Source organism: Pseudomonas sp. Marseille-QA0892, from assembly GCF_054950135.1.
Map to the genome: position 1 here is coordinate 1,874,248 of NZ_CM143104.1, position 13,118 is coordinate 1,887,365.

The following is a 13,118-nucleotide window of genomic DNA, read 5'->3' on the forward strand; positions in this document are numbered from 1 at the left end:
CTCATCGGGATTGCAAACCGGATCCCCACCGTGTGGTATCGAGAAGGCGCATCCCAGGATGCGCCTTTTTTCTATCCAAACTCTATTCGTACGCTGCTGCTTGGCGCTTTCGCAAGCAGTTCCGGGGGATGAATGCTGCAAAATATCAGGGACAAGTCCCAGGGTTGGATCGCGAAGGCCATCATTGGCCTGATCGTGGTGCTGATGGCCTTCACAGGCTTCGAAGCGATTTTCAACTCGGTGACTCACAATCAGACGGCAGCCGAGGTCAATGGTGAAGAAATCACCATTCCTGAGGTGAACCAGGCCGTCGAGATGCAGCGCCGCCAGTTGGCGCAGCAGCTAGGGCCTGATTTCGACGCTTCCATGCTCGATGATCGCCTGCTTCGCGATAGTGCAGTCAACGGCCTGATCGACCGCATGTTGCTGCTGCAAGGCGCCCGCAACGCCGGTTTCGCCTTTTCTGACGCCGCGGTGGATCAACTGATCGTGCAGACGCCTGAATTCCAAGTGAACGGTGCGTTCGATGCCGTACGCTTCGATCAGGTTATTGGTCAGATGGGTTACAGCCGTCTCCAATTCCGTGACTTGCTACAGAAGGAGATGCTGGTAGCACAGCTTCGCGCGGGCGTTTCCGGTACGAGCTTCGTTACCGATCAGGAGATCGAAGCATTTGCAGCCCTTGAACGGCAAACCCGTGACTTCGCTATTCAGACGTTTAGGGCGAGCCCTGAAGCCGTGTCGGTATCGAATGAAGAGATCAAGGCATTCTACGACCAGGATCCGGCCCGCTTCATGAGCCCGGAGCAGGTCGTACTTGAGTACGTTGAACTCAAGAAGCAGGCGTTCATGGATCAGGTTGAAGTTACGGACGAAGAGCTTCAATCCCAGTATGCGAAAGACACAGCGAATCGTACGGAGCGCCGTCGCGCTTCACATATCCTTATTGAAGTGACTGACAACGAAACCGATGCCCAGGCAAAGACGGCGATTGAAAGCCTGCATGATCGTTTGAACCAAGGCGAGGATTTCGCAGCGCTAGCCAAAGAGGCGTCACAAGACCCAGGTTCAGCGCCTGAAGGTGGCGACCTCGGGTTTGCAGGCCAAGGTGTATACGACCCAGCGTTCGAGAAAGCGCTTTATGCATTGAAAGAGGGTGAAGTCTCCCAGCCGGTTCGGACCGAGTTTGGCTGGCACCTCATTAAACTCACCGGGGTCCAAGCCGCAGACCTGCCTTCGTTCGAAAGCATGAAGAGTAAGTTGGCTGAAGAAGTTAAGGCACAGCGTGCCGAGGCTCGCTTCATTGAGGCGAGCAAGACGCTGGAAAATTCCGCGTTCGAGTCAGCCGATCTTTCCCAGCCCGCTGAGGAGCTGGGGTTGAAGATTCAGACTTCCGGTCCGGTTGGCCGCGAAGGTAGCGAAGGTATTACTGCAAATCGACAGGTCATGCAGGCTGCGTTCAGTCAGGAAGTGCTCGAAGAGCGCGCGAATAGCCCGCTGCTGGAGCTCGACCCAGAGACTGCCGTCGTGGTTCGCGTCAAGGAGCACCGCCAGCCTGAGCAGCTGCCGCTGGAACAGGTCAGCGACCAGATCCGGGGGCAGCTCGTGCAGCAAAAGGCAAGCGAGCATGCGCGCAGCGAAGGCGAGAAGCTGATCAGCGAGCAGCGCGGCAAACCCGCGGACAATGAAGGCGGAGCTTGGCAGGTGGTCGAAGCAGCTGATCGCAATCAAGAGGGTGTCGATCCTGTGGTGCTGCAACAGGTCTTCAGAATGGCCAAGCCTGCAGACGGCACACCTCGGATGTCTGGCGTCGCGCTGGACAACGGTAGCTTCGTGGTCATCCGCCTTGACGGGGTAAACTCACCGGAGCAGACGCTGAGTGATGAAGAGAAAGCCAATTATCGGCGTTTCTTGGCATCGCGGGCAGGTCAACAAGACTTTTTCGCGTATCGGGAGATGTTGCGCGAAAGCGCTGAGATCGAGCGTAAGTGACCCGAGATGTGCGATGACTCTTCATTAGGAAGAGGGCAGAAATGAAAACGCCGCTATCTTTCGATAGCGGCGTCTCTTTAAGCGGGATACGTCGGGCGATTAGTCTTCGCTGAGATTGCCCATCGCCGTCGTGTTGAAGCCACCGTCGACGTACAGGATTTCACCACTGATGCCGGACGCAAGATCCGAGCACAGGAATGCGCCTGCATTACCCACTTCGTCGATGGTGACGTTGCGACGCAGCGGTGTCTGCGCTTCATTGGCAGCGAGCATCTTGCGGAAGCTCTTGATCCCGGATGCAGCCAATGTACGGATCGGGCCGGCGGAAACGGCATTGACGCGTGTGCCTTCTGGGCCAAGGCTGGATGCAAGGTAGCGAACCCCTGCTTCCAGGCTGGCTTTCGCCATTCCCATGACGTTGTAGTTCGGCATGGTACGCTCGGCGCCGAGGTAGGAGAGGGTCAGTAGGCTGCCATTGCGACCCTTCATCATTTCGCGGCCCGCTTTGGCCAGGGCGACGAAACTGTAGGCACTGATGTCGTGCGCGATCTTGAAGCCTTCGCGGGTGGTGACTGCAGTGAAATCACCGTCAAGCTGGTCGCCTGGAGCGAAGCCTACGGAGTGTACGATTACGTCCAGACCGTCCCACTTCTTGCTGAGTGCCTCGAACACGGCTTCGATTTGAGCGTCGTCGGCCACGTCACAAGGGAAGCACAGGTCAGCACTGGAGCCCCAACCAGCCGCGAATTCTTCAACACGGCCTTTGAGCTTGTCGTTCTGGTAGGTGAAAGCAAGTTCGGCGCCTTCCCGATGCATGGCAGCGGCAATACCGGACGCGATGGAGAGTTTGCTGGCTACACCGACGATCAGTACGCGCTTACCGGCGAGAAAACCCATGTTCTATTCCTCTTCTAGTGTAAAGGCGACCGCTGGTTAGCCACGAAGGCGGCTTCCAACAGCTGTCGCGTGTAGGCATCCTGCGGTGAGGTGAAAACCGTCTCCGCAGGGCCCTGTTCTACGACCACGCCCTGTTTCATCACCAACAGGTGATGGCTAAGGGCGCGGACGACAGCCAAATCGTGGCTGATAAATAAATAGGCGAGATTGTGCCGTGCCTGTAGTGTCCGAAGCAATTCCACAACCTGCTTCTGAACGGTTCGATCCAGCGCAGAGGTCGGCTCGTCGAGTACGATCAGGGCAGGCTTGAGTACGAGTGCACGGGCAATCGCGATACGTTGCCGCTGCCCACCTGAAAACTCGTGTGGGTAACGATGGCGGGCGTCCGGGTCGAGCCCAACCTCCTGCAGCACCTCAATGATGGCCGCTTCTTGAGACTGCGCACAGCCGATGTCATGAATTCGAAGGCCTTCGCCAATGATCTCCGAAACGGACATACGAGGACTTAAGCTTCCATAAGGGTCCTGGAATACGACCTGCATTTGACGCCGGAATGGCCTGACCTGTTTTTGCGAAAGCCCCTGCAGTTCCTCGGAGCGATAGCGTATTGAGCCGTCACTTTGCAGTAATCGGAGGATGGCGAGTCCTAGTGTCGATTTGCCGGAACCGCTTTCACCTACAACCCCTAGCGTTTGGCCTGCCTTGAGTGTCAAATTGATCCCGTCGACCGCTTTTATGTGGTTCACCGTACGTTTGAAAAGACCTTTCTTGACGGGGAACCAGACTTTCAGCCGGTCGACCTGAAGCAGGGTGTCGTTCGATACAGCGGGGACGGGTTGTCCTGTAGGCTCAGCTGCGAGAAGTTGTCGTGTGTATGCGTGCTCGGGTGAGGAGAAGAGCTTATCGACGTCAGCCTGCTCGACGATACGACCCTCTTTCATCACGCATACGCGGTGAGCAATTCGTCGTACCAGGTTTAAATCATGACTTATGAGCAAGAGCGACATGCCCAGACGAGCCTGGAGGGACTGAAGCAGCTCCAATATGGTCTGTTGGACCGTGACATCCAGTGCAGTCGTTGGCTCGTCCGCGATGAGCAGTTCAGGTTCATTTGCCAGCGCCATCGCAATCATTACACGTTGGCGCTGCCCGCCGGACAGCTCATGTGGAAACGAGCGTAAGCGGCTCGCTGGCTCGTGGATACCGACCATCTCCAGAAGCTCGGTTGCCCGGGCAACGGCGGCTTGGTCCCGGAGCCCTCGGTGCAGAGCCAATACTTCCGTGATCTGCTTACCTACCGTATGCAACGGATTGAGCGAGGTCATAGGCTCCTGGAAGATCATTGCAATACGGTTGCCACGCACCTGGCGCAATGCGCGCTCTGAAGCAGCCAACAGATCCTTGCCGTCATACCGTATGGCCCCGGTAGGGTGACTGGCGATCGGGTAGGGCAGTAGCCGGAGGATCGAATGTGCCGTCACCGACTTCCCTGATCCGCTTTCACCAACCAGCGCGAGTGTTTCTCCGCGCTTGATCGTGAAGTCGACGTGCTCGACGGCTCGCAACTCGCGGCCGTCCTGCTTGAACGTGACGGAAAGGTCGCGAACCTCCAGCAGCGTGTTCGGCTCGCTCATGTCATTTCCTCGGGTCGAATGCATCACGGGCAGCCTCGCCGATGAATACCAGCAGTGTGAGCATGACGCCCAGTACGATGAATGCCGTCATGCCGAGCCATGGCGCCCGCAGGTTCTCTTTGCCCTGGGCGACGAGTTCGCCAAGTGACGGTGAGCCTGGTGGGAGACCAAAGCCGAGGAAGTCCAGCGCGGTCAACGTACCGATGGCAGTGGTCAGGATGAAAGGCATGAAGGTCAGCGTTGATACCATCGCATTGGGCAGGATGTGACGGAACATGATGGTGCGGCTTCTCATCCCAAGCGCGCGCGCAGCTCGGACATACTCCAGATTGCGACTTCGTAGGAATTCGGCGCGGACGACGTCTACCAATGTCATCCAGGAGAAGAGCAGCATGATGCCGAGCAACCACCAGAAATCGGGTTGAACGAAGCTCGCCAGGATGATGAGTAGATAGAGCACTGGCAACCCGGACCATACCTCCATCAGCCGTTGGCCGACGAGGTCGACCCAGCCCCCGTAATAACCCTGTACCGCACCGGCGGCCACGCCAATGAGGGAGCTCAGCAAGGTAAGCGAAAGCGCGAAGAGTATCGAAACCCTGAATCCGTAGATGACACGGGCCAACACGTCCCGCGCCTGGTCGTCGGTTCCCAGCCAGTTCTCGGCAGAGGGAGGAGAGGGCGCGGGCACCTTCAGGTCATAGTTGATGGTTGCGTAGCTAAACGGAATCACTGGCCAGATCATCAGGCCGTCCTTCTCGTCGATAAGGCTCTTGATGTAAGGGCTGCGGTAATTGGCCTGGAGTGGAAACTCGCCGCCAAAAACCGTCTCTGGATAGCGTTTGAATACAGGGAAAAACCATTCGCCGTCGTACCGCACCGCGAGCGGCTTGTCATTGGCAATAAGCTCGGCGCCGAGGCTAAGCACGAAGAGAGTGAGGAAGATCCATAGCGAGTACCACCCGCGTCGGTTGGCCTTGAATCGTGCAAAACGGCGTTGATTGATAGGAGACAACGGCATCGGTCACTGCTCCCGACTGTCGAAGTCGATTCGCGGATCAACGAACATATAGGTCAGGTCGCCAATCAGCTTGACGACGAGGCCTAAGAGCGTAAAAAGAAAAAGCGTACCAAAGACGACCGGATAGTCGCGATTGACGGCAGATTCGAAGCTAAGCAAGCCCAGCCCGTCCAGCGAAAAGATGAATTCGATCAACAGCGACCCGGTAAAGAACATGCCTATGAAAGCGGCCGGGAAGCCCGCGATGATAATGAGCATTGCATTGCGGAACACGTGCCCGTACAGCACGCGTCTGTTGCTGAGCCCCTTGGCTCGTGCGGTGACGACGTATTGCTTGCTGATCTCGTCGAGGAAGCTGTTCTTCGTCAATAGGGTCAACGTGGCGAAATTCCCGATGACCAAGGCCGTGACGGGAAGCACCAGATGCCAGAAGTAGTCGCCGACCTTGCCGAAGAAGCTGAGCTCCGCAAAATTGTTCGATGTCAGGCCGCTTAACGGAAACCACGACCAGTAGCTGCCGCCGGCGAACAGGACAATGAGGAGGATTGCGAACAGGAAGGAGGGAATGGCGTACCCGACGATGATCGCGGTGCTACTCCAGATATCGAACGGCGTACCGTGTCGCGTCGCCTTCGCAATGCCTAGCGGAATCGATACCAGATACATGATCAGGGTGCTCCACAAGCCTAGCGAGAATGACACCGGCATTTTCTCAAGAATGAGATCCGTCACCTTGGCGTCGCGAAAGAAGCTCTCTCCAAAATCGAAGCGCAGATAGTTCTTCAACATGATGAAGAAGCGCTCAGGCGCCGATTTGTCAAAGCCGTACTGCCGCTTGATGTCTTCGACCAGATCCGGGTCCAATCCCTGGGCGCCTCGGTAATTGCTCCCGCTGCTGACCTCCTGCCCGCCCCCGGAGATTCGGCCGGTTGCGCCGCCAGCCGCAGCGTCAATACCTTCGAGGCGCGCAATGGTCTGCTCGACCGGCCCACCCGGCGCTGCCTGAATGATGATGAAGTTGATCAGGAGGATGCCAAGCAGCGTCGGGATGATCAGGAGCAGTCTGCGTACCAGGTATGCAAGCATCTAGGGCGTTTCCTGCGTAGAGAGAGCGGCCTCGGCGTCCGGCTCAGGATCGTTGAGGGCCTCAGGTTTGACCCACCACGTCATTAGCCCAATGTCATAGGCGGGAGATACGGTCGGATGCTGGAAACGGTTCCAGTAGGCCACGCGCCAGGTGTCGGTGTAGTAGTTCGGAATGACGTACTCGCCGGCCAGCAATACGCGGTCCAGCGCTCGGGCGTGATCGATCAGGGATTGCCGAGAATCAGCGCGAACCAGGCCTTCAACCAATGCGTCAATGGCGGGATCGCGCAAGCCAATGAAGTTTCGGCTTCCAGGGTTATCCGCGCTGCTGGAGTGCCAGAACTCCATCTGTTCATTGCCCGGGGAGTTGGACTGCGGCCAGATGGATGACGTCATGTCGAAGTCACGTGTCCTGAGCCGGTTGATGTACTGCGACACGTCCACCACGCGAATCTGCATGTCGATGCCCAGGTCGGCCAGGTTGCGTTTGAACGGGAGTAGTACGCGCTGCAGATTGGCCTGGGTTATCAGGAATTCAAAGCGTAGCGGGCGACCGCTCGGGTCGACCATCTGGTCGTTCTCGATGTGGTATCCAGCCTCGGTCAATAATCGATAGGCCTCGCGCAGCTTGTCTCGGATGATGCCGGAGCCGTCAGTAACCGGCGGTTTATAGGCTTCGCCAAACACCTCGTCAGGCACCTTGCCTCTGAGCGGCTCGAGGATTGCCAACTCTGCCGCGCTTGGTTTACCGCGCGCGGCCATCTCGGAATTCTCGAAGAAGCTGCCGGTACGCTTGTAGGCGCTGTAAAACAGTTGTCGGTTGGTCCACTCGAAGTCAAAGAGGAGGGAGAGCGCACGCCGTACGCGCCGGTCCTGGAACATCGGCCTACGGATGTTGAAGGTGAACGCCTGCATCCCGACTGGATTCTTGTTGGGAAGTGCCTCTTTCACGATGCGGCCTTCGCGCAGTGCCGGGCCGTCGTACCCGGTGGCCCAATCTTTCGCGGAATACTCAAGGTTGTAGTCGAAACGGCCGGCCTTGAACGCCTCAAGCGCAACCGACATGTCTCGATAGTAATCGACCGCGATAGCGTCGAAGTTGTATTGGCCCTTGTTCACTGGCAGGTTCGCGCCCCACCAGTCCTTCACCCGTTCGAAACGGATCGAGCGGCCGGCATTGAAGCTCGCGATTCGGTATGGGCCGCTGCCGAGTGGCGGCTCCAGACTCGTCTTCGTGAAATCGCGCGTAGCCCACCAATGCTTTGGCAGGACGGCCAATTGCCCGAGAATGAGCGGCAGCTCGCGATTGCCGGCATGCTTGAAATCGAACCGAATCTGATGCGGCCCTTCGACCTCGACTTTCGATACGTCCGCATAGTAGTAGCGATAGAGCGGGTCGCCATGCTCTAGCAGGGCATCGAAGCTGAACTTGACGTCCTCGGCGGTCAGCGGGTGGCCGTCATTGAAGCGCGCCTCCGGCCTTAGGTAGAAACGGACGTAGCTGCCATCGTCAGCTTTTTCGATCTTCGCGGCCACGAGGCCGTACTCGGTAAACGGCTCGTCCGGAGAATGATAGGTAAGCGTGTCATAGAGTAGCCCAAGACGGTCTGCCGCATTGCCCTTCGGTATAAAGCTATTGAAGCTGTCGAACCCATTGAGGCCGGACAGTCGCAGCGTTCCCCCCTTGGGCGCATCCGGGTTGACGAAATCAAAGTGCGTGAAGCTGGCCGGGTATCTGGGGGCTTCGTCGTAAAGCGTCATGGCGTGTTTCGGTTCAGCGTAGGCCAGGGAGTAGCTCAGCGTAATCGCCAACGCACCGGCCAATGCGCGATAGGCTCGGGTAGTGATCAAGGCATAGACTCCAGAGATCCGGGCTGCTCAGAGCGAAGACGTGTGGCGTACCACAGCGTAGAACGCCGGCCCGCCTGGATTACGACCGGGCGCCCTATGGTTACGGCGCGTATCCGGCAGGCACGTCGATAACATGATTCGGCAGTTCGAGCGTTCAGACGTCGGCACTCATTGTGGCTGCTTTATGACGGTAGGGCCGTACAGTAGCAGTTCGAGTCGACACTGTTAACGGGCTCGCCAGAGCGGCAAGCGTAACGGGGCGTGTTGATTACGGTCAGTTTCGGCGAACGGTTAGAATCTGGCCAGGCTGCAGAACACGCTTGCTGCGAGGATTCCATTTGCGCAGCGCGTCGAGCCCAACATCAAAACGCTTGGCTATCTGGTAGAGCGTATCGCCCTTGCGCACCCGGTAGTAGGTGACGTCGTCCTTAGGCTTGGTGGCTTGCCGTAGCTGCACGCTTACATTGGTCAGCGATGCGGTCTGAACGCCACCGGTCACTTCGCGCGGCGCTGTTCGCGTGCCTGCATTGGCCACATCGGCGGCAACGCTTAGCTGGGCAAGGTTTTCTGCAAGCACCTGGGCCTTTTCGGCAGGTACGAGCAATTGCTGAGGGCCGTCCAGTGTCTGCTTCGTCTTGTAGGCAGGATTCAACTGATAGAGCACCTCTTCATCGACACCTGCGAGGGCGGCGACACGCGCAAGCTTCATGCTGCGGTTGAGTTCGACGGTCTCAAAGAAGGGTTCGTCTGGAATGGAATCGAGTGCGATGTTGTACGCGTCAGGTGACATCACCAGCTGGGAAAGCGCCAGGAGCTTGGGTACGTAGTCCTGCGTTTCCTTGGGCAGCGGAAGGTTCCAGTAATCCGTAGGTAAACCAAGCTTTTGATTTCGCTCCATGGCACGACTGACCGTACCTTCGCCTGCATTATAGGCGGCAAGTGCGAGCAGCCAGTCGCCATTGAACATGTCGTGGAGGTAGCTAAGGTAGTTGATTGCGGCGTCAGTCGATGCTGCGATGTCGCGACGCCCGTCATAAGACGAGGTCTGCACCAGATTGAACTGGCGTCCCGTGGACGGAATGAACTGCCAGAGACCGACCGCATGGGCCCGCGAGTAGGCAAAGGGATTGTAGGCACTTTCGATAATCGGCAGGAGCGCGAGTTCGAGCGGCATGTTGCGCTCTTCCAGACGCTGAACGACGTAATGTATGTACGGCCCACCGTTGGTGCTGGCGCTTTCCAGGAACGAAGGCTTACTGACGAACCAGAGTCGCTGCTGCTCAATTCGAGGGTTGCTACTGGTAAGGTCCTGCATGGCGAAGCCGTCGCGCATTCGGTCCCAGAGGTCCCGTGGAGTAGCGTCTTCCTCAACGCTGTGTCGGAGCGCATCGTCGGACAGCCACCTCGGATCCTTCTGCACCGCGCGCTTGGCCGCTTGGCCTAGAACAACCGGCTCGTCCTGTTGCGGCGCTGTCTGGCAACCCGCAAGCACGCACGCCAGCAACACCGCCGCCGATACTGCAGTCGATCTACCGACCTGTCGCCGCCAATAGCCAGGCAGTGGAGGGGTGTCGCTGTGGCTAAATGGCATTGGGTTGGCGGCTTCCCTAGGCGAAAAAGCGGCGATTCTAGGTGCCGCTTCGTTTTAGGGTCAAGCAAGCCGCCCTGCGGATACTCCGAAGCGAGACCTAGAACGCATCCTTCCAGGCACGCAGAACCCGGAAAGCATCCACCGCTGTTTCCAGCGCCTGGCCCGAATGACGCTCCAGGTTGGTACGCAAGGACGGTGCCTCTACGCGCAGAAACGGATTGGTTCGGCGCTCGACCTCAAGCGTGGTCGGAATGGTGATTTTCGACTCCGCGCGCATCGATTCGACTTTGGCCAGCCGTGTTGCTGTTTCGGCATTTTCCGGCTCGGCAACCACCGCGAACCGGAGATTGCTCAGGGTATATTCATGCGCACAATAGATCAGCGTCGAATCAGGCAGCTCGGCAAGCTTCTCCAGCGAGGTATACATCTGGGCAGGACTGCCCTCGAAAAGCCGGCCGCATCCTGCAGCGAAGAGGGTGTCTCCGGAGAATAGGCACGGTTGATTGTTCAGTACGCCGTGGTAGGCAATATGGCCAGCTGTATGTCCTGGCACGTCGACAACATGGAATGCCTGCCCCAGGACATCGATCCGATCGCCTTCCATCACCCGGTGATCGAGTCCATGGATCGCTTCTGTGGCAGGGCCCCACGCCGTCGCTCCGGTGCGTTCCTTTAGTGAATCGAGCCCACCGGTATGATCATGATGGTGGTGCGTGATAAGGATCTGTGTGAGCCTGCAGGTCGGACGCGCATTAAGCCACGCGTCGACTGGCCCTGCATCACCGGGATCGACCACTGCGCAGCGGTTGTTGTCGACATCGTGCAACAACCAGATGTAGTTATCCGAGAAGGCGGGTAGGGCATGTATCTGTATCATGGGGTCACTCCCGTCCAGAAAGAAGGTCACATGATAGACCTCGATCACGCCGCAGGAGGAATCCCATGACCGAGCAAGCATTTGCCCAGGCTGACCCACAATGGCTTGCGCTGACGGAGCGCGCCCGTGCCTGGTTCGACGGACCACTCGGACACTTCCTGCTCGACCAGGAGCGAGCCGAGCTTGAAAGCGAGCTCGGCCGCTACTTCGGCGGCTACATGGTTCATTACGGACCCGCCGCGGCTGAGCCTCCTAATGCCCAGCAGATCCAGCGCTGCGTTCGTCTTGGGGCCCCATTACCTGGTGTTGAGATCGCTTGTGAGGAACAGGCCTGGCCATTAAGTGAGCATGCTGCAGATGTCATCGTCATGCAGCATGGCCTGGACTTCAGCCTCTCACCGCACGGCTTGTTGCGGGAAGCGGCACGCAGCGTCAGGCCCGGTGGGCATCTACTGATCGTCGGCATCAATCCATGGAGCGCCTGGGGCGCCCGCCGACTGTTTTCTCGAGGCACTTACCGTAAGGCCCGTTGCATCTCGCCCGCCCGGGTAAGCGACTGGCTGAATCTGCTGGGTTTCGCGCTGGAGAAACGCCGGTACGGGTGTTATCGTCCGCCGCTTTCTTCGGACCGCTGGCAGAATCGACTCGAAGGGATGGAGCGCTGGGGCGATTCGCTTCAAGGCGTTGGCGCAGGGTATTACATCCTGGTAGCGCGCAAATTGGTGATGGGCCTTCGCCCCCTGCGACCACAGCGCCGCGAGCCGATGGGCAAGCTGATCCCCATGCCAGTGGCGAAGGTTAGTCGACGAGATTCCGAGCCCTATAAATGAATGATGATGTCGTAGAAGTCTTCACCGACGGCGCTTGCAAGGGGAATCCCGGCCCTGGCGGCTGGGGCGCGTTGCTACTGTATAAAGGCAGTGAGCGCGAGCTGTGGGGCGGCGAGAATGACACCACCAACAATCGGATGGAGCTTACCGCAGCGATACGTGCGTTGGAGGCACTGAAACGGCCATGCCGCGTCAAGCTGGTAACGGATTCGGAATACGTCATGAAGGGCATTCGCGAATGGATGCCCAATTGGAAAAAAAGAGGCTGGAAGACGGCTGCCAAGCAACCGGTCAAGAACGCCGACCTGTGGCAGCGCCTGGATGAGGAAGTTGCTCGTCATGAAGTCGAATGGCAATGGGTCCGGGGCCATACGGGCCATCCAGGCAACGAGCGCGCCGATCTTCTAGCGAATCGTGGCGTGGTCGAAGCACGGCATAATATCGCTTGACCGGCGCTCAGCCGGGCACAGTTAGTAAATCCTTTCGAACCAAGGTTGAGTCAACGCATGAGTGAGCAAGCGTCCGGCAACAGAATCATTGTGCTGGATACCGAAACCACCGGTATGCCCGTTACGGATGGCCATCGTGTCATTGAGATCGGCGGTGTGGAAATCATCGGCCGCCGGCTGACGGGGCGGCATTTTCATGTCTACCTGCAGCCGGACAGGGATATCGACGAAGGTGCCATCGCTGTTCACGGTATTACCAACGAAGCGCTGATCGGTAAGCCGCGTTTCAAGGATGTGGCCGATGAATTTTTTGATTTCATCGAAGGCGCCCAGCTCGTCATCCACAATGCGGCGTTCGACGTCGGCTTCATTAATTCCGAATTCAAGATTGCGGGGCAGCTCAATCGCTCCGACATCGCTCAGCACTGCTCTATTTTCGATTCCCTGGCGATGGCGAGGGAGCGGCACCCCGGCCAGCGCAACAGCCTCGATGCACTCTGCAAGCGTTACGGTATAGATAACTCCGGCCGTGTGTTGCACGGCGCCTTGCTCGACGCTGAGATTCTAGCGGACGTTTACCTCGCCATGACCGGCGGGCAGACCCACCTGTCGCTGGCAGGTGACGGTGATGGCGATGGCAGTGGTCGCCAGGTGGCAACCCCGATCCGCAGATTGCCCGCTGACCGTGTCCCGACGCGCATAATACGTGCTTCAGAAGCCGAACTGGCTGCACATGCCTCAAGACTCGCTGCTATCGAGAAGTCTGCTGGAACCGTGCTGTGGTCGCAATGGGAGTCTCAGGTTCAACCGGAAGCCGAGGCCCAGGCTTGACATTGCTGCGGCAGCTGCGAGTTACCCAGGCAGTTTCCAGTACTTCGACATGAGCCTAT

General features: G+C 58.1%; 11 protein-coding genes. 4 read left to right on the forward strand and 7 right to left on the reverse strand.

The window, feature by feature from the left end:
- Positions 1-132: 132 nt before the first annotated feature.
- Positions 133-1,992 (forward strand): SurA N-terminal domain-containing protein, encoded by a 1,860-nt coding sequence (locus tag ACY8D3_RS08785; protein ID WP_462383427.1) that lies wholly within the window; start codon positions 133-135, stop codon positions 1,990-1,992.
- 99 nt (positions 1,993-2,091) lie between these two features.
- On the opposite strand, the gene fabI is transcribed toward ACY8D3_RS08785, so the two are convergent.
- From fabI to gloB, 7 genes are all read right to left on the reverse strand, one after another.
- The gene (fabI, locus tag ACY8D3_RS08790; RefSeq protein ID WP_462383428.1) at positions 2,092-2,889 is read right to left on the reverse strand and encodes an enoyl-ACP reductase FabI; all 798 of its coding nucleotides are present in this window, start codon (positions 2,887-2,889) and stop codon (positions 2,092-2,094) included.
- A 14-nt stretch (positions 2,890-2,903) separates the two neighbouring features.
- Positions 2,904-4,523, reverse strand: a complete 1,620-nt coding sequence (locus tag ACY8D3_RS08795; RefSeq protein WP_462383430.1) for an ABC transporter ATP-binding protein — start codon at positions 4,521-4,523, stop codon at positions 2,904-2,906.
- Between the two features lies 1 nt (position 4,524).
- Positions 4,525-5,544 (reverse strand): ABC transporter permease, encoded by a 1,020-nt coding sequence (locus tag ACY8D3_RS08800; RefSeq protein ID WP_462383432.1) that lies wholly within the window; start codon positions 5,542-5,544, stop codon positions 4,525-4,527.
- A 3-nt stretch (positions 5,545-5,547) separates the two neighbouring features.
- Entirely contained in the window at positions 5,548-6,630 is a 1,083-nt protein-coding gene (locus ACY8D3_RS08805) for a microcin C ABC transporter permease YejB (RefSeq protein WP_462383434.1), read from the reverse strand.
- Positions 6,631-8,454, reverse strand: coding sequence for an extracellular solute-binding protein (locus ACY8D3_RS08810; protein ID WP_462384304.1), 1,824 nt, complete (start codon positions 8,452-8,454; stop codon positions 6,631-6,633).
- A gap of 301 nt (positions 8,455-8,755) precedes the next feature.
- Entirely contained in the window at positions 8,756-10,072 is a 1,317-nt protein-coding gene (locus tag ACY8D3_RS08815; RefSeq protein WP_462383435.1) for a transglycosylase SLT domain-containing protein, read from the reverse strand.
- Between the two features lie 97 nt (positions 10,073-10,169).
- Entirely contained in the window at positions 10,170-10,949 is a 780-nt protein-coding gene (gene gloB / locus ACY8D3_RS08820; RefSeq protein ID WP_462383437.1) for a hydroxyacylglutathione hydrolase, read from the reverse strand.
- A 65-nt stretch (positions 10,950-11,014) separates the two neighbouring features.
- Here gloB and ACY8D3_RS08825 point away from each other — a divergent pair, with 65 nt between their 5' ends.
- From ACY8D3_RS08825 to dnaQ, 3 genes are read left to right on the forward strand one after another with little or no spacing between them, the layout of a single operon-like run.
- The gene (locus ACY8D3_RS08825) at positions 11,015-11,779 is read left to right on the forward strand and encodes a class I SAM-dependent methyltransferase (protein ID WP_462383439.1); all 765 of its coding nucleotides are present in this window, start codon (positions 11,015-11,017) and stop codon (positions 11,777-11,779) included.
- Entirely contained in the window at positions 11,776-12,228 is a 453-nt protein-coding gene (gene rnhA, locus ACY8D3_RS08830; protein ID WP_462383441.1) for a ribonuclease HI, read from the forward strand. Before ACY8D3_RS08825 ends, rnhA begins: the two co-directional genes overlap by 4 nt.
- A 57-nt stretch (positions 12,229-12,285) precedes the next feature.
- Positions 12,286-13,059, forward strand: a complete 774-nt coding sequence (gene dnaQ / locus ACY8D3_RS08835; RefSeq protein ID WP_462383443.1) for a DNA polymerase III subunit epsilon — start codon at positions 12,286-12,288, stop codon at positions 13,057-13,059.
- The last annotated feature ends 59 nt before the right edge of the window (positions 13,060-13,118 follow it).